Genomic DNA, 22,398 nt, shown 5'->3' on the forward strand with positions numbered 1-22,398 from the left:
CCCTTCGGGGCAAGGAAGGGCCCCCTCTTAACGCTTTTTGTATAGCAGGGGGCCCCTGTTAACAGGTCAGCGAACCGGGAACCGCTCGTCGAGGGCGAGGTTGAGGTCCAGGACGTTCACCCCGGGCGCGCCCAGGAAGCCGAGCGCCCGGCCGGTGGTGTGCTCCGCGACCAGCCGGCGGATCGCCGCCGGTTCCGCGCCGCGCTCCCGCGCCACCCGGGCCACCTGGATCTCCGCGTACGCCGGGGAGATGTGCGGGTCGAGGCCGCTGCCGCTGGCGGTGACCGCGTCGGCCGGAACCGCGGGTCGTTGCGGGGCGTCGCCCCGGACCGGGGTGATCACCCCGCCCTCGGCGACGTAGTCCTGGTTGGGTCGGGCCAGCTCGACCGGGACACCCTGCCACGTCGACACGAACGGCGTCGCCGGCGCGACCTGGTTGACGCTGACCACACGGGTGATCCTGCCGGTCAGGCCGTCGGCGCGGAACACGGCCAGCACGGCACCGACCCCGTCCGGCGTGCAGTACGGCCGCCGGCCGTCCACCCCGTCGAGTTCACCGACCGCCCTGCTGCGCGCGCAGACCTGGGTGAGCAGGCTCTGCGTGGAGGTCTCCTCGTCGCTGGTGATGGTGTCCACCACGCTCTCCGGGCCGAGGTTGCTGGCGGCGGTGGCGGTCGGGTCATAGCCGGCGGCGGACGGGCGGGACTGGAAGTAGCGCGGGACGGGGTCGCCGGCCGCGTCGGTGAAGGACTGCCCGATCAGGGAGCTGCCGACGGTCCTCCCGCCGACGGTCACGAGCGAGCCGTCGGCCCGGCCGTCGAGGCCGGGGAGCCGGCCGACGGCGACCAGGGCGAGCGGGTAGGCCAGGCCGAGCAGCACGGTGAGGACGAGCACCGCACGCAGGGCGGCCAGGTGCTGGGAGAGCCAACTTGGAAGGCGCATCACGAGATCCCCGGGATGAACTGGACGAGCAGGTCGATGAGCTTGATGCCGACGAACGGCACCACGATGCCGCCGAGGCCGTACACGAGCAGGTTGCGACCGAGCAGCTTCGAGGCGCTGGCCGGTCGGTAGCGGACGCCGCGCAGGGCCAGCGGGATCAGCGCGACGATGACGATGGCGTTGAAGACGATGGCGGCGAGGATCGCCGACTCGGGGCTGGCCAGCCGCATGACGTTCAGCCGGTCCAGCGAGGGGTAGATGCCGGCGAACATGGCCGGGATGATCGCGAAGTACTTCGCGATGTCGTTGGCGATGCTGAACGTCGTCAACGCGCCCCGGGTGATCAGCAGCTGCTTGCCGATCTCCACGATCTCGATCAGCTTGGTCGGGTCGGAGTCGAGGTCGACCATATTGCCGGCCTCCTTCGCGGCCGACGTGCCGGTGTTCATGGCCACGCCGACGTCCGCCTGGGCCAGCGCCGGCGCGTCGTTCGTGCCGTCACCGGTCATCGCCACCAGCCGACCGCCCTCCTGCTCCTTCCTGATCAGGGCGAGCTTGTCCTCCGGCGTGGCCTCGGCGAGGAAGTCGTCCACGCCGGCCTCGTCGGCGATGGCCTTCGCGGTACGCGGGTTGTCGCCGGTGATCATCACGGTCCGGATGCCCATCCGGCGCATCTCGTCGAAGCGCTCCCGCATGCCGGCCTTCACGACGTCCTTGAGGTGGATGACCCCGAGCGCCCGGGCCGGTTCCCCGGCCACGTGCTCGGCGACCACCAGCGGGGTGCCACCGGTGCCGCTGATCGCGTCGACCAGCTCACCGACCTGCTCGGTCGGGTGACCGCCGTTCTCGCGTACCCACTTCATCACCGCGGCGGCGGCGCCCTTGCGGATCTGCCGGTCGCCGGCGGCGCCTTCGCCGGCCAGGTCGACGCCGCTCATCCGGGTCTGCGCGGTGAACGGCACGAAGGTGGCGTGCGGGATGAGGCCGGGATGGCGCTCGCGCAGTCCGAACTCGTTCTTTGCGAGCACCACCACCGAGCGTCCCTCGGGCGTCTCGTCGGCCAGGCTGGACAGCTGCGCCGCGTCGGCGACGGTGGCCACGTCCACGCCGGCCACCGGCAGGAACTCGGCGGCCTGCCGGTTGCCCAGGGTGATGGTTCCGGTCTTGTCCAGCAGCAGTGTGTTGACGTCGCCGGCCGCCTCGACCGCCCGCCCGCTCATGGCGAGCACGTTGCGCTGGACGAGGCGGTCCATGCCGGCGATGCCGATGGCGGACAGCAGCGCGCCGATGGTGGTCGGGATGAGGCAGACCAGCAGCGAGACCAGCACGATGCCGGTGACCCCGCCGTCGGTGACGGCGCCGGAGTCCGGTGCGGCCGCCTGGTAACCCTTCGAGAAGATCGCCAGCGGCTGGAGCGTCACCACCGCGAGCAGGAAGATGATCGTCAGTGCGGCCAGCAGGATGTTCAGCGCGATCTCGTTCGGCGTCTTCTGCCGGTTGGCCCCCTCGACCAGCGCGATCATCCGGTCGATGAAGCTCTCCCCGGGCTTCTGCGTGATCCGCACGACGATCCGGTCGGACAGCACCCGGGTGCCGCCGGTGACCGCGCTGCGGTCGCCGCCGGACTCCCGGATCACCGGGGCGGACTCGCCGGTGATGGCCGACTCGTCGACGCTCGCGATGCCCTCGACGACGTCGCCGTCGCCCGGGATGATCTGGCCGGCCTCGACCAGGACGATGTCGCCCTGTCGCAGCTGCGGTGCGGGCACCGCCTCGTCCCGGTAGCCGTTGGCCGCCGCGCCCGGAGTCCAGCCGAGCAGACGGGTGGCGATGAGATCCTGCTTGGCCCGGCGCAGCGTGTCGGCCTGTGCCTTGCCCCGCCCCTCGGCGACCGCCTCGGCCAGGTTGGCGAAGACCACGGTCAGCCAGAGCCAGACGGTGATGGCCCAGGCGAACATCGACGGGTCGGCGACCGCGAGCACGGTGGTGAAGAGCGCGCCGATCTCGACGATCAGCATCACCGGGTTGTGCCACAGGGTGCGCGGGTCGAGCTTGCGCAGCGCGTCCGGCAGCGACCGGAACAGCTGCTCGGGGTCGAGCAGGCCACCGCCGACCCGGCTGCCCTGGGTGGCCGGTGTGCCGGGGGTGGCGGCGTCCGCCGCGCCGTGCGGCGCCGGCGTAGACGTGGTCATGTCCTTCTCTCTCATGGGGGTCACAGCCCTTCGGCCAGCGGGCCGAGCGCGAGCGCGGGCAGGAACGTGAGCGCGACGAGAATCACCGTGACGCCGACCACCATGCCGACGAAGAGCGGCCGGTGGGTGGGCAGGGTGCCCTCGGACGCGGGCGTGGGCTGCTGGCGGGCCAGCGAGCCGGCCAGCGCCAGCGCGAAGATGATCGGCAGGAACCGGCCGAGCAGCATGCAGAGCCCCAGCGCGGTGTTCCACCACGGCGTGTTCACCGTGATGCCCGCGAAGGCCGAGCCGTTGTTGTTGCTCGCCGAGGTGAAGGCGTAGAGCACCTCGGAGAGCCCGTGCGGGCCGACGTTGAGGGCGGTCGAGTTGTTGCCGGTGGCGAAGGCGGCGGCCGTGCCGGTGAGCACCAGGGCCGGAGTGATCAGGAAGTACATCGAGGCGAACTTGATCTCGCGCGAGCCGATCTTCTTGCCCAGGTACTCCGGCGTGCGGCCGACCATCAGCCCGGCGACGAAGACCGTGATCACCGCGAGGATCAGCAGTCCGTACAGGCCGGAGCCGACCCCGCCGGGGGCGACCTCGCCGAGCATCATGTTGCCCAGCGTCATCATCCCGCCCAGCGCGGTGTACGAGTCGTGGAACGAGTTGACCGCGCCGGTCGAGGTGAGCGTGGTGGCGGCGGCGAAGGTGGCCGAGTTCGACACGTCGAACCGCACCTCCTTGCCCTCCAGCGCCGCACCGACCGCCTGCGGCACCGTGCCGTGCCCGGTCAGCTCGAACACGTTGGTCAGGGTGATGCTGGCCAGGGCGAGGATCGCCATCACCGCGGCGATCGCGTAGCCCTGCCGGTTCTGCCCGACCATTCGGCCGAAGACCCGGGGCAGGCTGAACGGGATCAGCAGGATCAGGAAGATCTCGATCCAGTTCGTCCAGGTGGTCGGGTTCTCGAACGGGTGGGCACTGTTGACGTTGTAGAAGCCGCCGCCGTTGGTGCCCAGCTCCTTGATGGCCTCCTGGCTGGCGACCGGCCCGCCGGTGATCGTCTGGCTGCCGCCGGTCAGCGTGGTCACGTCGGCGCCGCCGGAGAGGTTCTGCACCGCCCCGCCGATCATCAGCGCGATCGCGCCGAGCACGGCGATCGGCAGCAGGATCCGCAACGTGATCCGGGTCAGGTCGACCCAGAAGTTGCCCAGCTCGCCGGTGCGACTGCGGGCGAAGCCCCGGACCAGCGCCACCGCGACGGCGATGCCCACGGCGGCGGAGACGAAGTTCTGCACCGCCAGGCCGGCCATCTGCACCAGGTGACCCATGGTCGACTCACCCGAGTACCACTGCCAGTTCGTGTTGGTCACGAACGACACCGCTGTGTTCCACGCGCCGTGCGGCACCACCGGGTCGAGGCCCAGTGAGAGCCAGAGGTGGTTCTGGAGGCGCTGGAACGCGTAGAGGAACAGGATCGAGACGGCCGAGAAGGCCAGCACACTGCGGGTGTACACGCCCCAGGACTGCTCGGCGGCCGGGTTCACCCCGACCAGGCGGTACACGCCCCGCTCGACGCGGGACTGCCTGGCGCCCGACACCGCGCGGAACATGTGGTCGCCGAACGGCCGGTGGACGCCGACCAGCGCCACCACCAGCGACAGCACGAAGAGCACCCCGGCTGTTGTCGTGCTCATCAGAAGCGCTCCGGGAACAGCAGCGCGGCGACCAGGAACACGCCCAGGCCGATCGCCAGCACCAGGCCGACGGCGTTGACGGCGCTCACAGCTTCTCCACACCCCTCACCAGCAGGGTGAGAGCCGCGAACAGCCCCACGGTCAGCAACACGAACAGCACGTCAGACACGGCTGACCTCTCCTAGCGGAAGATGTCCTCGCGACCGCCTCCCGGTCGCGCGGGCCAATCAAATCGCCAGGTGGTGAGGGCCGACAGGGGCCATAACGCGGCCATCACGCCGGTCGGCGGTTTCTTGACGCGCCTTTCACGCCGGCCGGCCGTGCGGGTGAGGGCGGTCACGCACCGGGGCACCGTTCCCGGTCGTGGGCCGGGCGGGGTCAGCCGATGATCGTGTCGCGCGGCGCCCGCTTCGGGAAGACGGTGTAGGCGACCGGCCAGAAGATCAGCCACCCGGCCATCACCACGCCGAGCCGACCGATCCAGGCCTCAAGCTCCCGGGTCCGCTCCGGGTCGCCGACCAGCACGACGGCGGCGAGCAGCAGCGCGCAGGCGACGGCCGCGCCGGCCATCCCCCTGCCCCACTCCCGCCACTCGTGCCGGGCGCGGGCCATCCCGTAGCGCGGGGCCCGGCGGGGCGGTGGGCCGCCGGCGAACCGGTGGGCGAACCGTTCGTCGGCCCAGCGCACCATCGAGTGCCCGAAGGCCACCGAGAAGCCGAGGTACGCGGCGGCCAGGCCGTGCGCGAAGGTGGCGGTGGCGCCGCCGCGCAGGTCGGCGACCGTGGCGGCGAGCAGCACCAGGTCGACCAGGGGTACGGCGAGCAGCAGCGCGCCGCCGAGCCGGGGCCGGCGCAGCGGGTAGCGGACCACCAGGCCGGCCAGGAGCAGCACCCAGAAGGCCGCCTCACAGGCCACGATCAGTCCCACCAGCATGCGTCCCCCTTTTTAGTACGCTGTGCGATAACCGTAGCAGCCGTCGTCCCGTCACCGAACGGAGAACCCCGTGCCCAAGATCGTCGACCGGGACGCCCGCCGCGCCGAACTGGCCGGGGCGCTGTGGCGGGTCGTCTACCGGGACGGCGCCGCGGCGGCCACCGTGCGCAGCGTCGCCGCCGAGGCGGGCTGGTCACCCGGCGCGCTGCGGCACTACTTCACCACCCAGACCGAACTGCTCGCCTTCGCCATGGAGCACGTCATCGACCAGGCCACCGCCCGGTTCGAGGCCCGCACCTGGACCGGCCCCGTCCCCGAGGTGGTGCGGCAGATGCTGGAGGAGGTGCTCCCGCTGGACCGGCAGCGGGCCCGGGAGGCCGAGGTGTGGCTGCTGCTGGCCGCGCGTACCCGGACCGACCCGGCGGCCGGGACGCTGATGCGCCGCGCCGACGACGGGGTCCGTCGGGCCAGCGACCTGGCCGTCCGGGCGCTGGCCGCCCACGGGTCGGTCGCCCCCGGGCGGGATCCCGCGCTGGAGACCGCGCGGCTGCACGCCCTGCTCGACGGCCTCACCCTGCACGCCCTGCTGCACCCCGACCTGATGCCGCCGGAGCGGGCCCGCGCGGTGCTGGCCGACCACCTCGACGGCCTGCGGCACGAGCGGCCGGACTGAACCGGCCATGGCGGCCCCGCCTCACGCCGCGCGAGGCGCGCGGGGGCGCGAGGTGTCGAAAGGGGGCCCTTCCCATGCCGCAGGCGTCAGGAACGGGCCTCTCCTTGCACGTCAGGCGAGGGCGAGGAAGAGTTTCTCCAGCTCCGCCTCGGTCATCTCCGGCTCCTCACCGGCCTCCCGCGCGGCGCCGCAGTGCCGCATCCCGGAGGCGATGATCTTGAAGCCGGCGCGGTCGATGGCCTTGGAGACCGCGGCCAGCTGGGTCAGCGTCGCCCGGCAGTCCTCACCGCTCTCCATCATCTCGATCACCGCGTTGAGCTGACCCCGAGCCCGCTTGAGCCGGGTCAGCGCCTCGCCGGTCATCTCGGGTCGAAGCTTCACCACGCACCTCCTGGGGCCAGCGTACCCACGGGGGTACGCCGCAACCCAGCCTGCGGCGACCCGCTCAGCCGCCCAGCCGCCGCACCATGTTCATCACGGTCTCCACCTGCGCCCCACCCTTGATCGGGTAGTTGGTCGCGCCCAGGTATCCCCACCAGTCCCAGCAGCCGTTCGGGTTCACCCCGGTCGAGATCGCCTGCGGATAGAGGACGACCATCCGGTTGGTGTCCGCGTACTGGTTGAGGTTCGCCCGGTCGACGAAGGCGGTGCCGACCCGGGCGTACCCCTGGGCGCAGCCGTGCAGGGCCACCAGCAGCCGGCAGCTCTCCCCCGCGGCGCAGGCCGCCGGCACGTACGCGAAACCGCTCGAGTCCATGCTCAGGCCGTTGGCCCAACCGTTGACCGCGAACGCGTCCTGACCGAACCGGACGAGCGTGCCGCCCAGCGGGCCGGTGTTCGACGACGCGACCGAACCGAACAGCTTGCCGAGGAAGGCGCCCTGCGGGTCGGTCCCGCAGTCGTTCAGGTACGGCGAGGCGGTCGAGGTGCAGCCGACCGTGCCGTACGGGGTGACCCAGGCGTGCCCGGCGGCGCTGCCGCTGTCGTACCGGACGTTGGCCCCGAAGTCCTGGTAGTACCGGACCAGGTCGTCGGTGACCGACTTCTTCACCGTGCCGTCGCTGCCGCCGTGGTAGACGAAGACCGGCTGGCCGGCGAGGTTGCTCGCGCTGTCGATCCAGCCGTACGACGCCCAGCTGCGGGTGTAGCCCTCCAGGGTGGACAGGTAGGTCGGATGGACGTTGTCGCCACAGCCGTAGAGCGCCTGGGCGACGGTGTTCCGGGCGCAGTAGTACGGCCCGGCCGCGAAGATCGCCGCGCCCCGGACCCGCGCCGAGTACGCGACCTGGAGCTGGGTGGCCAGGTAGCCGCCGGAGGAGACCCCGGCGACGTAGACACCGGAGATCCGGTAGGTGCCGAGCGCGCCGGCGACCGGCGCCTTCGTGTACGGGGTGGTGGCGGCCCTGGCGGGCACGCCCGTCGACAGGAGCAGGAGCAGGGCCGCGACCAGGGCGGCGGCGACCCTTCTCGGCGTGGTGGTCATGGCGTCCTCCGTCGCGCCGGCCGGGACGGGACCGGCGTGCGCCGACGGTAACGTGACATAGACCACAGCGGATATCCGTCCGACCGACACCCCCGGAAGGGCGGTCATGTGGCCCGGGCACCCCCGCAAATCCGTTGCCCGCCCCGGACGCCCTCGCCTAGCCTGACGGCCGTCACTCCGACGAAGATCGAAGAGGGTGTTCTGGTGCCGCTGCCGAGCGTGCCGGTCCGTACCGACCGGCGTCCGCCGTCGACCCGCTCGAGCGCCACCGTCAGGAGACACCGCCATGGATCTGCCCCGCCACCACGTCATCCGCGAGGGTGACCTGCGCATCCTCAACCCGTACGACCCCGGCAAGCTGGCCACCCTCGGCCAGGCGATCAGACTCCGGCCGGGTGACACGCTGCTCGACCTGGGCAGTGGCAAGGGCGAACTGCTCTGCACCTGGGCCCGCGACCACGGGATCGCCGGCACCGGAGTCGACGTCAGCACCGCCTTCACCGCCGCCGCCCGGGACCGGGCCGCCGAACTCGGGGTCGCCGACCGGGTCCGGTTCGTGCACGGCGACGCCGCCGCCTTCGTACCCGAGGGGCCGGTCGACGTGGCCGCCTGCCTCGGCGCCACCTGGATCGGCGGGGGTGTCCCCGGCACGCTGGGGATCCTGGCCCGCGCCCTGCGCCCCGGCGGCATGGTGCTGGTCGGCGAGCCCTACTGGCGGCTGGACCCGCCCGACGAGGAGACGGTCCGCGCCTGCCACGCGAGCGCCAGGGAGGACTTCCACGACCTGGCCGGCCTGGTCACGCTCTTCGGCGACCTCGGCTGGGACCTGGTCGAGATGGTCCTCGCCGACCAGGACAGCTGGGACCGGTACGCCGCCGCGCACTGGCTGAACCTGCGCCGCTGGCTGGACGCCAACCCGGGCGACGAACTCGCCGGGGAGCTGCGCCGGGAGCTGACCGGGGAGCCACTGCGTCACGTCCGGCGGCGGGAGTACCTGGGCTGGGGAGTCTTCGCCCTGATCCCCCGCTGACCGGGCCGGTCGCGGCCGGGGCGGCCGGGCGGCCGCGACATGCGGCGTCCCGGGGCCCCGGCCGTCGGTCCGGGATCAGTAGTACTGGCCGTGCCGGTAGTCCCAGGACGGGAACGCCACCGCCAGGTTCTCCATGATCCGGTCGCAGTCGAGGCCACGGCGGATCAGGGTGGGACACGGGGTGACCGACCGCTGACCGTGCTGCTCCGGTACGAGCCGACCGGCCTCGTCCACCATGGACACCATCACGCCCTGCTCGTGGCGGCTGCCCTCGTCCTTGCCCGGCTGGATCGAGGCGACGTAGTCGTCGGCGGCGAGGATGAAGTCGGCCTCCCGCTCGATCCGCTCGCCGATCCCGTCGACCCGGCCCTTGTTGCCCACCCCGGACGGGTTGGCGGAGCTGGCGAAGGTCAGCGTCCGCGACTGCCACATCTTCTCCACCAGCTGCTCCGCCGGCCGCCCGAACCGGATCACGAAGCAGCTGGTGCCCCGGGAGTCCATCGCCAGCTCGTGGGCGGTCGGGTCGGGGATCAGCGCCTTGGCCTCCTCCCGCCAGGGCAGGATGCAGCCGAGCAGGACGTCCTGCTCCCAGTGGGCCTGGTAGAAGCGGAGGATCTCGTCGTTGAGCACGGCCAGCTCCTGAAGCTGCGCCAGGTCGGCGCAGAGCACCACGCCGGGCTTGTCGCGCCGCCGCCGCTTGGCGTCGAACTTGCGCTCCAGACCCGCGCCGTCGGTGGTCATCAGGATGTAGCCGACCTTGGTGGCGGCCACGACCAGCCCGCCCTCGGCGGCCAGCGCGTGCACGGCCTCGTCCGGGGCGGAGCCCGGCCACTGCACGCGCGTCACGGTGGTGGTCATGAAGGATCAACCTCGCTTCTGGTTCTGCTCGTCCGGCCGCCCGCCGGGGCGGTCGAGGCCGGGGACCGGATGCCTACTGCTCGACGCCGGAGAGCTCGAACGCCGGCTCGACCTGCCCGTTGGTGCGGGGCATCCAGAACGGGCGACGCTCCTCGTGCCGGCGGATCTGCTCGTCGAAGTCGAGCGCCAGGTCGATCAGGTCCTTGCCGTTGATCAACCGGTAGCGCGCGTTCTCCTCGATCACGAACGGGACGTCGACCACCCCGGCGGCCGTACAGGTGACGGTACGGGCGACCAGGTCGACCGTGACCGGCGTGGCGGCGTCCGCCGTCACCGCGGCCATCACCTTCCGGCAGGACGCCTCGTCCAGGGTGACCGGGACCAGGCCGATGTTCGGCAGGTTGTTGCGGAAGATGTCGGCGAAGCTGGGCGCGATGATCGCCTTGAAGCCGTAGTCGCGCAGCGCCCACGGGGCGTGCTCGCGGGACGAGCCGCAGCCGAAGTTCGGGCCGGCCACCAGGATCGTCGCGCCCCGGCGTTCCGGCTGGTTGAGCACGAAACCCGGGTCGCGGCGCCACTTGGCGAAGAGGCCGTCCTGGAAACCGGTGCGCTCGACCCGCTTCATCCACACCGCGGGGATGATCTGGTCGGTGTCCACGTCGGAGGCGTCGATCGGCACGGCGGTGCCGGTGATGCTGTCGATCTTGTCCATGGTGACGTCCTTGTCAGTCGGCCAGGCTGGCGGCGAGGCGGCCGGAGATGGCGGTCGCGGCGGCGCTGCGCGGCGAGACGAGGTGGGTACGGGCGCCGGGGCCCTGCCGCCCCTCGAAGTTGCGGTTGGAGGTGGAGGCGGCGTGGGTGCCGGGCTCGACCACGTCGCCGTTCATCGCGATGCACATCGAGCAGCCCGGGTTGCGCCACTGGAAGCCGGCGGCGGTGAACACCTCGTGCAGCCCCTCGGCCTCGGCCTGGCGCTTGATCTTCTCCGAGCCGGGCACCACCAGGGCGGTGATCCCGTCGGCCACCGTGTGCCCCTTGACCACCTCGGCGGCGGCCCGGAGGTCCTCCAGCCGGCCGTTGGTGCAGGAGCCGATGAAGACCGTCCGGATCGGGATCTCGGCGATCCGCTGGCCGGGACGCAGGCCCATGTAGTCCAGCGCCCGGACGGCGGCCTCCCGGGCCACCGGGTCGGCCAGCGCGGCCGGGTCGGGCACCGCACCGTCGATGTCGGTGGTCTGGCCGGGGTTGGTGCCCCAGGTGACCTGCGGCCCCAACCCGTCCAGGTCCAGCTCCACCACGGTGTCGAAGACCGCGTCGGGGGCGCTGCGGTACGTCGACCACTCCGCCCTGGCCCGCTCCCAGTCGGCGCCCTGCGGCGCCCGCTCGCGCCCCTCAAGGTAGGCGAAGGTGGTCTCGTCCGGGGCGATCAGGCCGCTGCGGGCGCCGGCCTCGATGGCCATGTTGCAGAGGGTCATCCGGCCCTCCATGCTCATCCGGTCGATGACCGGCCCCTGGAACTCGATCAGGTGGCCGGTGCCGCCGTCGGTGCCGATCGCCCGGATCACCGCCAGCGCGACGTCCTTGGCGGTGGCCTGCGGGGAGATCGTGCCGTCCAGCCGGACCAGCATGCTCTTCGGCTTGGCCATCCGCAGGGTCTGGGTGGCGAGCACGTGCTCGACCTGGCTGGTGCCGATGCCGAAGGCCACCGCGCCGAAGGCACCGTGGGTGGCGGTGTGGCTGTCGCCGCAGACGATCGTCATGCCCGGCAGGGTGAGCCCCATCTGCGGGCCGATGACGTGCACGATGCCCTGGCCGAGGCTGTTCATCGGGTGCAGCTCGACGCCGAACTCGCGACAGTTGCGGATCTGGAGCATCAGCTGCCGCCGGCCGATCTCGTCGGCCAGCGGGACCTGCCGGCTGCTGGTCGGCACGTCGTGGTCCGCGGTGGCGATCGTCAGGTCCGGCCGGCGGACCCGCCGGCCAGTGTCCCGAAGCCCCTCGAACGCCTGGGGAGAGGTGATCTCGTGCACGAGGTGCATGTCGATGAAGATGAGCTCCTCACCGGTGCCCTCGATGACGTGTTCCGCCCAGATGCGTTCGACAAGCGTTCTCTCGGCCACGGTCCTCGTCTCACAATGTGGAGTAGGTGTCTATATTCTGGACCAATATTGGCCCAGGCCCAGGCCGGGGTCAAAAGCCGACCACCAGGTGAGATGGGGCCCGGCCCCACTCAACCCACCCGCTCCGCCGCCGCCGGACGGGGCGCCGCCGCGCCCTCCAGCCGAACCTCCGGCAGCACCCGGGCCAGCCAGCCGGGCAGCCACCAGTTGAGCCGGCCCAGCAGCTCCATCGAGGGTGCCGGCACCCGCACCGCCAGCAGGTAAGCACGGGCCCCCTGTTAACGCCTCCGGTATAGCAGGGGCCCCCTGTTAACACCCGCCCACCGGAGTCGACGTGACCGCATCTGCCAGGGTTCCTCATCAGATGCGGCCGCTGATGCGATGGTTGTACGTGCTTTCACGCCGCAGCCACCAGGGCTAAGGTGGGCGGGTGCCCGGGTTCCGGATCGGCGAGGCCGCCGAACTCCTCGGCGTCAGCGCCGACACGGTGCGGCGCTGGGTCGACGCCGGGCGCCTCCCCGCCGGCCGCGACGACCACGGACACCGGGCGATCGACGGCGCCGACCTGGCCGCGTTCGTCCGGGCCGGCGCGGCCGACCAGGAGGGCGGCGAACGCTCCTCGGCCCGCAACCGGCTGCGCGGCATCGTCACCGCCGTCGTCAAGGACACCGTGATGGCGCAGGTCGACATCCAGGCCGGGCCGTTCCGGCTGGTGTCGCTGATGAGCCGGGAGGCGGTCGACGAGCTGGACCTACGGGTCGGCTCGGTGGCCGTCGCGGTGATCAAGTCGACGACCGTGGTGGTGGAGCGGGCGGCCGGCGGACAGCAGAGGAGCGGCTGATGAGGCGCCCACGCACGCTGCTGGCCGGGGCGGTCGCCCTGGCCGCGCTCACCCTGACCGGCTGCGGCAGCGCCGACGACCCGCCCGGCGACGGCACCACCGGGCCGGTCACCGTCTTCGCCGCCGCCTCGCTCACCGAGCCGTTCACCGCGCTCGGCCGGCGCTTCGAGGCCGACCACCCGGGCACCCGGGTCACCTTCAACTTCGCCGGCAGCTCGGCGCTGGCCACCCAGATCACCCAGGGTGCGCCCGCCGACGTGTTCGCCTCCGCCGCGCCCGGCCCGATGCGTACGGTCACCGACGCCGGGGACGCCGTCGGCGAGCCGGCGGTCTTCGCCCGCAACCAGCTGGTGATCGCCGTGCCGACCGGCGACCCGAAGGGCGTACGCGGCCTGGCGGACCTGGCCCGGCCGGGCACCAAGGTCGCCCTCTGCGCCCCGCAGGTTCCCTGCGGCGAGGCGGCCCGCAAGGCCCTCGACGCCGCCGGCGTACGCCTCACACCGGTCACCCTGGAGCAGGACGTCAAGGGCGCGCTGGCCAAGGTGAAGCTGGGCGAGGTGGACGCCGCCCTGGTCTACCGCACCGACGTCCGGACCGCCCCGGAGCTGACCGGGGTGGAGTTCCCCGAGTCCGCGCGGGCGGTCAACGACTACCCGATCGTCGCGCTGAAGAGCGCCGGCCACCCGACCGGGGCGGCGGCCTTCGTCGCGTACGTCCGGTCGCCGGCCGGCCGGGCCGTCCTCACCGAGGCCGGCTTCCAGCCGCCACCGGCGTGACCGCCACCCACGACGCCGCACCGACCGGGTCCGCGACGGCCGGGCCGCAGCGGGGCGGGGCGGCCCGGCGGCGGGCGGCGGCCGGCCGGGTGCCGGCGGCCCTGTTGGTGCCGGCCGGCCTGGGCCTGCTCTTCCTGGTCCTGCCGCTGGTCGGGCTGCTGGCCCGGGCGCCCTGGACGACGCTGCCGCAGCGGCTGACCGCACCCGGGGTGCTCACCGCGCTGCGACTGTCGGTGCAGACCGCCACCCTGGCCACCCTGCTCTGCCTGCTGCTCGGCGTGCCGCTCGCCTGGCTGCTGGCCCGGGTCGAGTTCCCGGGCCGCCGGCTGGTCCGCGCGCTGGTCACCGTCCCGCTGGTGCTGCCACCGGTGGTGGGCGGGGTGGCGCTGCTGCTGGTCTTCGGCCGCCGGGGGCTGCTCGGCGGCTGGCTGGACGACACCTTCGGCGTCACCCTGCCGTTCAGCACCGCCGGGGTGGTGCTGGCCGAGGCGTTCGTGGCGATGCCGTTCCTGATCATCGCGGTGGAGGGGGCGCTGCGCGGCGCCGACCGACGGTACGAGGAGGCCGCCGCCACCCTGGGCGCCGGCCGCTGGACCACCTTCACCCACGTCACGCTCCCCCTGGTCGCCCCCGGGGTGACCGCCGGCGCGGTGCTCTGCTGGGCCCGGGCGCTCGGCGAGTTCGGCGCGACCATCACCTTCGCCGGCAACTATCCGGGCCGGACCCAGACCATGCCGCTCGCCGTCTACCTGGCCCTGGAGACCGACCTGGAGTCCGCCGTGGTGCTGAGCCTGATCCTGCTCACCGTCTCCGTCGGCATCCTGGCCGCGCTCCGCGACCGCTGGGTGACCGGCCCGTGAGCGCCACCGGCCGGCCCGTGAGCGCCACCGGCCAACCGGTGAGCGCCACCGACCAGCCCGAAGGCGCGACCGGCCGGCGGGCCGGACCGGCGCCGGACTCCGCCGCTCGCCGGCCGCTGCTCGACGCCCACCTGGTCGCCGACCACCGCGGCTTCCGGCTGGACGTCCGGCTGCGGATCGCCGCCGGTGAGGTGGTCGCGCTGCTCGGGCCGAACGGCGCCGGCAAGAGCACCGCGCTGCGGGCGCTCGCCGGGCTGCACCCGCTCACCGCCGGCCACGTCACCCTCGACGGCGTCGACCTGGACCGACCCGACCGGCGCGTCTTCACCCCGGCGGAGCGGCGCCGGATCGGCGTGGTCTTCCAGGACCACCTGCTCTTCCCGCACCTCACCGCCCGGGACAACGTGGCGTTCGGGCCGCGCCGGCACGGGCTGGACCGGCGGGCCGCCCGGGCCCGCGCCGAGGAGTGGCTCGACCGGGTGGGGCTCGCCGGGTACGCCCGACAGCGCCCCCGGCAGCTCTCCGGCGGGCAGGCGCAGCGGGTGGCGCTGGCCCGGGCGCTCGCCGTCGACCCGACCCTGCTGCTGCTCGACGAGCCGCTGGCCGCGCTGGACGCCCGGACCCGGCTGGCGACCCGTACCGAGCTGCACCGGCACCTCACCGCCCACCGGCACGCCGCGCTGCTGGTCACCCACGACCCGCTCGACGCGCTGGTGCTCGCCGACCGGCTGGTGATCGTCGAGGACGGGCGGGTGGTGCAGGAGGGCGACGCCGCCACCGTCACCGCCCGGCCGCGCACCGACTACGTCGCCCATCTGGTCGGCCTGAACCTGCACCGCGGGCGGGGCGACGGGCACACCGTCCGGGTCGCCCCGGAGCTGACCCTGACCGCCGCCGACCGGGTCGACGGGGACGCCTTCGTCGCCTTCCCGCCGTCGGCGGTCGCCCTGCACCGGCAGCGGCCCGACGGCAGCCCTCGCAACACCTGGCCGGCCACCATCGTGGGCGTCCAGCGGCACGGCGACAACCTGCGGATCCAGCTCGACGGCCCGGTCGGGGTGGCCGCCGACGTCACCCCGGCCGCCGCCGCCCAGCTACGGCTGGTCCCCGGCCAGCTGGTCTGGGCGGCGGTCAAGGCGGCGGAGACCCGGGCATACCCGGCGGGACCGGCGCGCCCAGAGTGACCACCCGGACACCCTCAGGTCAGTGTGGCCGGCGACTACCGAGGGTAAAAGAGAGATCATGGGACAGCTCCGCACCTCGCCGCCGACGCCGCAGGCCACCGAGATCCAACGCTGGGAGCTGACGAGTGCCGCGGAGCTCCGCACGTTGCGCGCCTCCCTGCACCGGGCGCTGACCGGAGAGGTGCTCGCCGAGGGTGCGAAGCTGGACGACATCCCGGAATCGGTCGTCCTGGTCGCCACCGAACTGGCCACCAACGCCCTGGTGCACGGCCTGCCGCCGACCACCGTCCGGCTGCTGCGCACCGACAGGTGCTTCATCCTGGACGTGGCCGACCGCGACCTGACCACGGTCCCCGAACTCGCCGACACCCGCCCGCTGGGTGCCGGCGGGCGCGGCCTGCAACTCGCCCGGGCCTTCTCCCTCGACGTGGGCTGGTACGCCACCGAGGACACCAAGCACATCTGGGCGTCGTTCCCGCTCGGGGCCTGAATCGAGAGGGATCACCGGGGTGCTGGCCGAGCTGGACCAGCCCGCCGGGGCGGCTGCGTCGAGGAGGACCTGGAACCGGGCTGAGCGACGGTCAGTCGTCGCCGCCGGCCTGCTGGGCCGCCGGGGTGTCTCCCCACACCGCCTTGGCGCCCGACTCGCCCACCCGGTAGACCTGCACCAGGTTCGCCGCCGCGACCACCACGGCCAGCACGGCGGCCACCACGTTCAGCGCGGTCGAGCCGGACGCCGGCCGGTCGGTGCCGGTGCGGGTGGCCCGCCGGTGCAGCAGCACCAGGCCCACCGCGACGACCAGCAGCGGCAGGGCGAACCAGAGCAGGGTGTCGCCGAGTTCGGCGTGCCGGCCCGGGTCGCCGACCCGGTGCTCCAGGCTCTCCCCGCTCTGCGTGGCCACCGGGATCGCGGCCGTGGCCAGCGCGGCGATCACCACCACCAGCACGCCGAAGCGGCCCCGCCAGGCCGGCCGAAGGCCGAGGGCCAGTACGCCCAACGCGGCGAGCGGCAGCAGGACGACGACGGCGTGCACCACGAGCGGGTGCACGGGCAGTCCGTTGACGGTGTCGGGCACGGTCACTCCTCGGTCGGGTGGTTGTCGGTCCCACCCTGGCCGCCGTTTCTTGCGAATTCCTTGCCCGCCCGGCCCGGGCAGTTCCCGCCCGCCCCCGGCCGACCTGCTCAGGCGGCCGGCAGCACCAGGGTGAAGGTGGCCCCATCGCCGGGCGCCCCGGCCACCTCCACCGTGCCCCGGTGCGCGCTCGCCACGTGCTGCACCAGCGCCAGGCCGAGCCCGAACCGTCGCCCCGCGCCACCCTCGCCATGGGCGAACCGGGCGAAGAGCCGGTCCGCGTCGGCCGGATCGAGGCCCACCCCGTCGTCGGCCACCCGGGCGAGCACCCGGCCGTCGTCCCGGGTCACCGACACCCGTACCGAGCCGCCGGGTGGCACGTGACCGACGGCGTTGTCGACCAGCGCGGTCAGCGCCCGCCGCAGCGCGGTGGCCGCCCCGCGTACCGGGGCCGTGGGGTCGGCCCCGACGCTCAGCTCGACCTGCCGCTGCGCGGCGTACGGCGCCATGCTGGCCACCACCGCGCGGGCCAGCTCGGCCAGGTCCACCACCGTCTCCGGCAGCGGCTGCTGCTCGGCGGCGGCCGAGACCAGCAGGTCCTCCACCACCTCGCCGAGCACCCGGGTGTCCGCGACCAGCCGGTCCAGGTCGTCGGCGAGTTCGGCCGCCGGCCGCCGGCGGGCCCGCCGGGCGAGCAGCTGGGCCCGGGTGTGCAGGACGGTCAGCGGGGTGCGCAGCTCGTGCGAGGCGTCCGCGACGAACCGGCGTTGCAGGGTCAGCGCGGTGGCCAGGGGCGCCACCGCGCGCCGGGCCAGCAGGGTGGCCGCCACCAGCGCGCCGGCCAGTCCGGCCAGCTCCGCCAGCAGCAGCGCACCGGCCAGCCGCCGGCGCTCGTCGCCCAGCGGACGCAGGTCGGCCGCCACGGCCCAGCGGCTGCCGTCGCCCCGCCGGTCGACCAGCACCCGGACCGGGTGGTCGTCGCCCGCGTCGGCCTCGAACCGGCCGTCCCGCCGCCCGGCCGCGTCGCCGAGCACCCGGACCAGCTCCGGCGAGGCAGCCGGGGTGACCTCGGCCGGGCCGGACCCACCGGCCGGCCAGCGGGCGAGGTACTGCCCGGGCGGCGGGTCGTCCACGTCCTCGGCCTGCACCAGGACCTGCCGCAGCTGCGCGTCGAGCGTCCGGGACTGCTCCCGCACGGTGAGGGCGAACATCAGCCCACCGGCCAGCAGCAGCACCGCCCCGATAGCGGCGGCCGTCTGCCAGACGCTGCGCCGGCGGGCGCGGGTCAGCCGGCCCTCGTCCACGTCCCGCCCGTCCTCACTGCCCGCCGAGCCGGTAGCCGAGCCCGTGCACCGTACGCACCACGTCCCGGCCGAGCTTGCGGCGCAGGTGGTGGACGCAGGCGTCGACGGTGCCCGGTGCGTCGGCCCGGCCGAAGGCGGCGCTGAGCAGCTCGGCCCGGGTGAAGACCTTGCTGGGGCGGCCGGCCAGGGCGTGCAGCACGGCGAACTCGCGGGCCGAGAGCGGGAACTCGGCCGTCCCTTCGACCACCCGCCGGTTCGCCACGTCCAGCCGGCGCCGCCCGACCGGCAGCCAGCCGGCGGCCTCCGGGTGCCGGCGGAGCAGCGCCCGCAGCCGGGCCAGCAGCTCGGCCACCTCGAAGGGCTTGACCAGGTAGTCCTCCGCGCCGGCGTCCAGCCCGTCGACCCGGTCGGCGACCGAGCCGCGGGCGGTGAGCAGCAGCACCGGGCAGGCCACCCCGCGCCCGCGCAGCCGGGCCACCAGCTCCAGCCCGTCCAGGGCGGGCAGCCCCCGGTCCACCACCATCACCTGGTAGTCGCGGGTCAGCGCGTGGTGCAGGCCGCGGTGCCCGTCGGGGGCGACGTCGACGTCGTACCCCTCCTCGGTGAGCAGGTCGGCGAGCAGCCCGGTCAGCTCGCGGTCGTCCTCGACCAGCAGCAGGCGGGGCCGGGTGCTCTCCATCGGCCCAGTATTCACCCCGCCCCGACCGGCCCCGGGCCACCGACCGCGGGGAGAGTTGCGCCACCTCCCGGGCGGTACGCGCCCCGGACGCCGCTGCGCCGGGGGCCGGCGGCGGTACCGTTCCGCCCGGACGACCGGCCGCCGGGCCGGCCGAGGAGCACCGGGGAGCAGTCCGTGACCGACGCCGACGACCTGATCAGCGAGGCCGTCGCGGCTGCCCGCGGCACCGACGTACGCCGGGCGGAGCGGGCCCTGGACCGGCTGGTGGTCGGCGCGCCCGACGCGGTGGCGGCGGCGCTGCGCGCCCGGCTGGCCCGCCGGGTCGGCGGGCTCTGGTCGCGGGGCTGGCAGCCGGTGGACCTGGCCCGGATCACCGGCCGGCGGCTGGACCCGCGCGCGGCCCGGCTGGTCGCCGACCTGGCCGTCGCCCAGCGGGCCGAGCTGACCGGGGCGGTGCCGGCCTGGTTCGACGAGCAGCTGGCCGCCCTCGACGGCCGGTGGGACGGCGACGGCGGCTGGCTGGAGCGGTGGGCCGGCCGGCAGGGCGTCGACCGGATCAGCGCCCTGCGCGACGCCGTCGACGTCCTGGTGCTGGTGGAGTCGTTGCCGCCGATCGCGGTGCTGCGCCCGCCGCCCGGCGGCCCGGCCACCGCCACCCGGGACACCGCCCGCTCCTCCGGGTCGCCCATGCTGGACCGGGTACGCGCGCTGCTGGCCAAGGCCGAGTCGACGACGTTCCCGGCCGAGGCGGAGGCGCTGACCGGCAAGGCGCAGGAGCTGATGGCCCGGCACAGCATCGACGTGGCGCTGCTGGACGCCACCGCCGAACGCCCCGACCGGCCGGGCGGGGTCCGGCTCGGCACCGAGGCGCCGTACCCGGGGGCGAAGGCCCTGCTGGTGCAGGAGGTGGCGGCGGCGAACCGGTGCGAGTCGGTCTGGTCCGACGACCTGGGCTTCGCCACCGTGCTCGGGTTCCCCACCGACCTGGCCGCGGTGGAGCTGCTCTACACCTCGCTGCTGGTGCAGGCCACCGCGGCGATGCTGCGCGGCCGGGCCGAACGGCGGCCGTCGGGCAGCCGCCGCACCAAGGCGTACGACGAGAGCTTCCTGAACGCCTTCGCCCTGCGGATCGGCGAGCGGCTGCGGGAGTCCGCCGAGGCGGTCGACCGGGCGGCGGCCGCCGACGGCGACGACCGGCTGCTGCCGGTGCTGGCCGCCCGTACGGGCGCGGTGAAGGAGCGGCTGGACACCCTCTTCCCGGGGGTGACCCGGGCCCGGTTGACCGTCCGGGACGCCGACGGCTGGTCCTCGGGCACCTCCGCCGCCGACCGCGCCTCGCTGCGTCCCGGCCCGCCCGCCCGGCAGGTACGCGGCCGCTGACCGGCCCGGCGCGCCCGCTCGACGGCCGGATCGTGATTTCCTCCGCCTCGGGTTGTCGGATCCGTCGGGTCGGCTCCGACCCCGTACCGAGAGGCGCCACGACCACGTGGCCCGGTCAGTCGAGGAGTCCCGCCGTGAAGTACATGCTGCTGATCTGGAACCGTCCCGGCTTCGTCGAGGCGCTCACCGAGCAGGAACGCAACGAGATCTTCGGTGCGGTCGACGAGATCATGAAGGAGCTGACCGCCTCCGGTGAGCTGGTCGGTGGCCAGGCGCTGGCCGACCCGTCGCAGACCCGGACGGTCCGGCTCGCCGGTGACCGGGCGGAGATCACCGACGGACCGTTCCTGGAGAGCAAGGAGCAGTTCGCCGGCTACCTGACGGTCGACTGCGACAGCCCGGAGCGGGCCGCCGAGATCGCGGCCGGCTGGCCGGACGTGCGACGCGGCCTGGGCGTGCTGGAGGTGCGGCCGGTGATGGGTGACGGCGGGACGGAGATGTGAGCGGACCCGGGGCGGTCGAGGAGCTGCTGCGCGGTCTCGCGCCGCAGGTCCTCGGCATCCTCGTCCGCCGGCACGGCCAGTTCCACGCCTGCGAGGACGCGGTGCAGGAGGCGCTGCTGGCCGCCGCCACCCGGTGGCCGGCCGAGGGGGTGCCGGAGCATCCCCGCGGCTGGCTGTTGACGGTGGCGGGGCGGCGGCTGACCGACGAGTGGCGCAGCGAGCGGGCCCGCCGGGAGCGGGAGGTCGCGGTGGCGGTCCGGGAGCCGGCGTACGCGGCGCTCGCCCCGCCGCCGGACGAGGTGGCGCCTGCCGACGACGACACCCTGCGGCTGCTCTTCCTCTGCTGTCATCCGGCCCTGAACCGGCCCGCGCAGGTGGCGTTGACGCTGCGCGCGGTGGGCGGGCTGAGCACCGCCGAGATCGCCCGCGCCCACCTGCTGCCGGAGCCGACGATGAGCCAGCGGATCCGCCGGGCCAAGCAGCGGATCGAGGCGGCCGGGGCCCGGTTCACGCTGCCCGCGCCGGCCGAGCGGGACGAGCGGCTGCGGGCGGTCCGCCAGGTGCTCTATCTGATCTTCAACGAGGGGTACACCGCCTCCAGCGGCCCGGACCTGCACCGGACCGAGCTGACCGCGGAGGCGATCCGGCTGACCCGGGAGCTGCACCGGCTGCTGCCCGACGACGGCGAGGTGACCGGGCTGCTGGCGCTGATGCTGCTCACCGACGCGCACCGGCCGGCCCGGACCGGGCCGGCCGGTGAGCTGGTGCCGCTGGCCGAGCAGGACCGCGGCCGCTGGGACCGGGCGGCGATCGCCGAGGGGGTGGCGCTGGTGACCGAGGCGCTGACCTGGTCGGCGCCCGGGCCGTACCAGGTGCAGGCGGCGATCGCGGCGGTGCACGCGGAGGCGCCGTCGGCGGCGGAGACCGACTGGCCGCAGGTCGTGGCGCTGTACGGGGTGCTCGCCGCCGTGGCACCGAGCCCGATCGTCGACCTGAACCGGGCGGTGGCGGTGGCCATGGTGGACGGACCGGAGGCCGGACTGGCCCTGCTGGCGCCGCTGGCCGGTGACGAGCGGACCGCCGGGCACCACCGGCTGGCCGCCGTCCGGGGGCACCTGCTGGAGCTGGCCGGGGACCGGCCGGCGGCGCGGGCGGCGTACCTGGCGGCGGCGCGGGGCACCACCAGCGTCGCGGAGCGGCGCTATCTGGAGTTGCGGGCGGCCCGGGCGGGCGGGGACCGATGAGTTCGCCGGCCGACGGGAGTCCACCCGGGATGGGAAACCTGAGCTGTCAGATCTCCGTGTCGCTGGACGGGTACGTGGCCGGGCCGGAGCAGAGCCGGCGGGACCCGCTGGGCCGGGGCGGGCTGCGCCTGCACGAGTGGTTCTTCGGCCTCTCCGAGCTGCCGGAGGGGGACCCCCGGGCGGTCGACGTCGCGGTGGTCGAGGAGATGACCCGGGACGTCGGGGCGTACGTGATGGGCCGCCGGATGTTCGGCGACGGCGGGCGGTGGGACCCGCAGTGGCAGGGCTGGTGGGGCGACGAGCCGCCCTGGGGGGTGCCGGTCTTCGTGCTGACCCACCAGGTGCGCGAGCCGTTGCCGATGAAGGGCGGCACCGAGTTCCACTTCGTCACCGAGGGGCCGCGGGCGGCGCTGGCCCGGGCCCGGGAGGCGGCCGGGGAGCGGAACGTCTCGGTGGCCGGCGGGGCGGAGACGGTACGCCAGTTCCTGGCGGCCGGGCTGCTGGACACGCTCCAGCTGCACGTGGTGCCGATCGTGCTGGGCGCCGGTGAGCCGCTCTTCGCCGGGCTCGGCGACGTGCGGCTGGTGCAGGAGTCGGTGGTGGCCGGGCCGACGGTCACCCACGTCACCTACCGGGTCCGGCGCTGA

General features: G+C 74.2%; 25 protein-coding genes. 11 read left to right on the plus strand and 14 right to left on the minus strand.

Annotation, left to right across the window (positions count from 1 at the left end):
- Positions 1–66: 66 nt before the first annotated feature.
- From GA0070564_RS04595 to GA0070564_RS04615, 5 genes are all read right to left on the minus strand, one after another.
- Positions 67–942 carry a potassium-transporting ATPase subunit C gene (locus GA0070564_RS04595; RefSeq protein ID WP_091602884.1) on the minus strand — a complete coding sequence of 292 codons (876 nt, stop codon included), beginning with the start codon at positions 940–942 and terminating at the stop codon, positions 67–69.
- On the minus strand, positions 942–3,134 hold the full coding sequence (gene kdpB, locus GA0070564_RS04600) for a potassium-transporting ATPase subunit KdpB (RefSeq protein ID WP_091602887.1): 2,193 nt from the start codon (positions 3,132–3,134) through the stop codon (positions 942–944). The genes GA0070564_RS04595 and kdpB overlap by 1 nt, the downstream gene beginning before the upstream one ends.
- A gap of 20 nt (positions 3,135–3,154) precedes the next feature.
- On the minus strand, positions 3,155–4,810 hold the full coding sequence (gene kdpA / locus GA0070564_RS04605; RefSeq protein ID WP_091602890.1) for a potassium-transporting ATPase subunit KdpA: 1,656 nt from the start codon (positions 4,808–4,810) through the stop codon (positions 3,155–3,157).
- The gene (gene kdpF / locus GA0070564_RS04610; protein ID WP_018785775.1) at positions 4,810–4,899 is read right to left on the minus strand and encodes a K(+)-transporting ATPase subunit F; all 90 of its coding nucleotides are present in this window, start codon (positions 4,897–4,899) and stop codon (positions 4,810–4,812) included. Before kdpF ends, kdpA begins: the two co-directional genes overlap by 1 nt.
- Positions 4,900–5,188: 289 nt before the next feature.
- Positions 5,189–5,743 carry a hypothetical protein gene (locus GA0070564_RS04615; RefSeq protein WP_091602893.1) on the minus strand — a complete coding sequence of 185 codons (555 nt, stop codon included), beginning with the start codon at positions 5,741–5,743 and terminating at the stop codon, positions 5,189–5,191.
- 70 nt (positions 5,744–5,813) lie between these two features.
- On the opposite strand from GA0070564_RS04615, the gene GA0070564_RS04620 reads away from it, so the two are divergent.
- The gene (locus tag GA0070564_RS04620) at positions 5,814–6,416 is read left to right on the plus strand and encodes a TetR/AcrR family transcriptional regulator (RefSeq protein WP_091602896.1); all 603 of its coding nucleotides are present in this window, start codon (positions 5,814–5,816) and stop codon (positions 6,414–6,416) included.
- A 111-nt stretch (positions 6,417–6,527) separates the two neighbouring features.
- Here GA0070564_RS04620 and GA0070564_RS04625 read toward each other — a convergent pair whose 3' ends face one another.
- Both GA0070564_RS04625 and GA0070564_RS04630 read right to left on the minus strand, forming a co-directional pair.
- Positions 6,528–6,797, minus strand: a complete 270-nt coding sequence (locus GA0070564_RS04625) for a metal-sensitive transcriptional regulator (RefSeq protein ID WP_091604558.1) — start codon at positions 6,795–6,797, stop codon at positions 6,528–6,530.
- Between the two features lie 64 nt (positions 6,798–6,861).
- Complete coding sequence (locus tag GA0070564_RS04630; RefSeq protein WP_091602899.1) at positions 6,862–7,899, minus strand: extracellular catalytic domain type 2 short-chain-length polyhydroxyalkanoate depolymerase; 1,038 nt, start codon at positions 7,897–7,899, stop codon at positions 6,862–6,864.
- Between the two features lie 286 nt (positions 7,900–8,185).
- Between GA0070564_RS04630 and GA0070564_RS04635 the strand changes: the two genes are divergently transcribed.
- Positions 8,186–8,929, plus strand: a complete 744-nt coding sequence (locus GA0070564_RS04635; protein ID WP_091602902.1) for an SAM-dependent methyltransferase — start codon at positions 8,186–8,188, stop codon at positions 8,927–8,929.
- Positions 8,930–9,004: 75 nt separating this feature from the next.
- On the opposite strand, the gene GA0070564_RS04640 is transcribed toward GA0070564_RS04635, so the two are convergent.
- From GA0070564_RS04640 to GA0070564_RS29180, 4 genes are all read right to left on the minus strand, one after another.
- Positions 9,005–9,787 carry an L-threonylcarbamoyladenylate synthase gene (locus GA0070564_RS04640; RefSeq protein WP_091602905.1) on the minus strand — a complete coding sequence of 261 codons (783 nt, stop codon included), beginning with the start codon at positions 9,785–9,787 and terminating at the stop codon, positions 9,005–9,007.
- Positions 9,788–9,860: 73 nt separating this feature from the next.
- Positions 9,861–10,499, minus strand: coding sequence for a 3-isopropylmalate dehydratase small subunit (gene leuD / locus GA0070564_RS04645; RefSeq protein WP_091602908.1), 639 nt, complete (start codon positions 10,497–10,499; stop codon positions 9,861–9,863).
- A gap of 13 nt (positions 10,500–10,512) precedes the next feature.
- Entirely contained in the window at positions 10,513–11,907 is a 1,395-nt protein-coding gene (gene leuC, locus GA0070564_RS04650; protein WP_091602911.1) for a 3-isopropylmalate dehydratase large subunit, read from the minus strand.
- 110 nt (positions 11,908–12,017) lie between these two features.
- The gene (locus tag GA0070564_RS29180) at positions 12,018–12,158 is read right to left on the minus strand and encodes a hypothetical protein (protein ID WP_176730542.1); all 141 of its coding nucleotides are present in this window, start codon (positions 12,156–12,158) and stop codon (positions 12,018–12,020) included.
- Between the two features lie 179 nt (positions 12,159–12,337).
- Here GA0070564_RS29180 and GA0070564_RS04655 point away from each other — a divergent pair, with 179 nt between their 5' ends.
- The 5 genes from GA0070564_RS04655 to GA0070564_RS04675 all read left to right on the plus strand — a co-directional run bounded on the left by GA0070564_RS04655 (position 12,338) and on the right by GA0070564_RS04675 (position 16,058).
- Positions 12,338–12,748, plus strand: coding sequence for a TOBE domain-containing protein (locus tag GA0070564_RS04655; RefSeq protein ID WP_091602914.1), 411 nt, complete (start codon positions 12,338–12,340; stop codon positions 12,746–12,748).
- Positions 12,748–13,524, plus strand: coding sequence for a molybdate ABC transporter substrate-binding protein (modA, locus tag GA0070564_RS04660; protein ID WP_091602917.1), 777 nt, complete (start codon positions 12,748–12,750; stop codon positions 13,522–13,524). Before GA0070564_RS04655 ends, modA begins: the two co-directional genes overlap by 1 nt.
- A gap of 89 nt (positions 13,525–13,613) precedes the next feature.
- Entirely contained in the window at positions 13,614–14,384 is a 771-nt protein-coding gene (locus GA0070564_RS04665; RefSeq protein WP_091604560.1) for an ABC transporter permease, read from the plus strand.
- 116 nt (positions 14,385–14,500) lie between these two features.
- A complete protein-coding gene (locus tag GA0070564_RS04670) occupies positions 14,501–15,568 on the plus strand; it encodes an ABC transporter ATP-binding protein (protein WP_091604563.1) in 1,068 nt (355 codons plus the stop codon).
- 58 nt (positions 15,569–15,626) lie between these two features.
- The gene (locus GA0070564_RS04675) at positions 15,627–16,058 is read left to right on the plus strand and encodes an ATP-binding protein (protein WP_091602920.1); all 432 of its coding nucleotides are present in this window, start codon (positions 15,627–15,629) and stop codon (positions 16,056–16,058) included.
- 91 nt (positions 16,059–16,149) lie between these two features.
- Here GA0070564_RS04675 and GA0070564_RS04680 read toward each other — a convergent pair whose 3' ends face one another.
- The 3 genes from GA0070564_RS04680 to GA0070564_RS04690 form a co-directional block, all read right to left on the minus strand.
- Positions 16,150–16,644, minus strand: coding sequence for a DUF2231 domain-containing protein (locus GA0070564_RS04680; protein WP_141714699.1), 495 nt, complete (start codon positions 16,642–16,644; stop codon positions 16,150–16,152).
- 107 nt (positions 16,645–16,751) lie between these two features.
- Complete coding sequence (locus tag GA0070564_RS04685; protein ID WP_091602926.1) at positions 16,752–17,945, minus strand: sensor histidine kinase; 1,194 nt, start codon at positions 17,943–17,945, stop codon at positions 16,752–16,754.
- Between the two features lie 13 nt (positions 17,946–17,958).
- Positions 17,959–18,624 (minus strand): response regulator transcription factor, encoded by a 666-nt coding sequence (locus GA0070564_RS04690; RefSeq protein ID WP_091602929.1) that lies wholly within the window; start codon positions 18,622–18,624, stop codon positions 17,959–17,961.
- A gap of 174 nt (positions 18,625–18,798) precedes the next feature.
- Here GA0070564_RS04690 and GA0070564_RS04695 point away from each other — a divergent pair, with 174 nt between their 5' ends.
- The 4 genes from GA0070564_RS04695 to GA0070564_RS04710 all read left to right on the plus strand — a co-directional run bounded on the left by GA0070564_RS04695 (position 18,799) and on the right by GA0070564_RS04710 (position 22,398).
- Positions 18,799–20,004: a DUF2786 domain-containing protein gene (locus GA0070564_RS04695; protein WP_091602932.1), complete on the plus strand. Its 1,206-nt coding sequence runs from the start codon at positions 18,799–18,801 to the stop codon at positions 20,002–20,004.
- 143 nt (positions 20,005–20,147) lie between these two features.
- Positions 20,148–20,507 (plus strand): YciI family protein, encoded by a 360-nt coding sequence (locus tag GA0070564_RS04700; RefSeq protein WP_245669845.1) that lies wholly within the window; start codon positions 20,148–20,150, stop codon positions 20,505–20,507.
- On the plus strand, positions 20,504–21,751 hold the full coding sequence (locus tag GA0070564_RS04705) for an RNA polymerase sigma factor (RefSeq protein WP_091602938.1): 1,248 nt from the start codon (positions 20,504–20,506) through the stop codon (positions 21,749–21,751). Before GA0070564_RS04700 ends, GA0070564_RS04705 begins: the two co-directional genes overlap by 4 nt.
- A gap of 29 nt (positions 21,752–21,780) precedes the next feature.
- On the plus strand, positions 21,781–22,398 hold the full coding sequence (locus tag GA0070564_RS04710) for a dihydrofolate reductase family protein (protein ID WP_091602941.1): 618 nt from the start codon (positions 21,781–21,783) through the stop codon (positions 22,396–22,398).

This window comes from Micromonospora mirobrigensis, assembly GCF_900091555.1.
Lineage (GTDB): Bacteria > Actinomycetota > Actinomycetes > Mycobacteriales > Micromonosporaceae > Micromonospora > Micromonospora mirobrigensis.

Excerpts from the sequence above, each read along its gene's own strand:
- GA0070564_RS04690 (WP_091602929.1), bottom strand. The coding sequence starts at position 18,624 with ATGGAGAGCACCCGGCCCCGCCTGCTGCTGGTCGAGGACGACCGCGAG.
- kdpA (WP_091602890.1), bottom strand. The coding sequence starts at position 4,810 with ATGAGCACGACAACAGCCGGGGTGCTCTTCGTGCTGTCGCTGGTGGTG.
- kdpB (WP_091602887.1), bottom strand. The coding sequence starts at position 3,134 with ATGACCACGTCTACGCCGGCGCCGCACGGCGCGGCGGACGCCGCCACC.
- GA0070564_RS04615 (WP_091602893.1), bottom strand. The coding sequence starts at position 5,743 with ATGCTGGTGGGACTGATCGTGGCCTGTGAGGCGGCCTTCTGGGTGCTG.
- modA (WP_091602917.1), top strand. The coding sequence starts at position 12,748 with ATGAGGCGCCCACGCACGCTGCTGGCCGGGGCGGTCGCCCTGGCCGCG.
- GA0070564_RS04635 (WP_091602902.1), top strand. The coding sequence starts at position 8,186 with ATGGATCTGCCCCGCCACCACGTCATCCGCGAGGGTGACCTGCGCATC.
- GA0070564_RS04595 (WP_091602884.1), bottom strand. The coding sequence starts at position 942 with ATGCGCCTTCCAAGTTGGCTCTCCCAGCACCTGGCCGCCCTGCGTGCG.
- GA0070564_RS04710 (WP_091602941.1), top strand. The coding sequence starts at position 21,781 with ATGGGAAACCTGAGCTGTCAGATCTCCGTGTCGCTGGACGGGTACGTG.
- GA0070564_RS04675 (WP_091602920.1), top strand. The coding sequence starts at position 15,627 with ATGGGACAGCTCCGCACCTCGCCGCCGACGCCGCAGGCCACCGAGATC.
- GA0070564_RS04630 (WP_091602899.1), bottom strand. The coding sequence starts at position 7,899 with ATGACCACCACGCCGAGAAGGGTCGCCGCCGCCCTGGTCGCGGCCCTG.
- GA0070564_RS04700 (WP_245669845.1), top strand. The coding sequence starts at position 20,148 with ATGCTGCTGATCTGGAACCGTCCCGGCTTCGTCGAGGCGCTCACCGAG.
- leuD (WP_091602908.1), bottom strand. The coding sequence starts at position 10,499 with ATGGACAAGATCGACAGCATCACCGGCACCGCCGTGCCGATCGACGCC.
- GA0070564_RS04640 (WP_091602905.1), bottom strand. The coding sequence starts at position 9,787 with ATGACCACCACCGTGACGCGCGTGCAGTGGCCGGGCTCCGCCCCGGAC.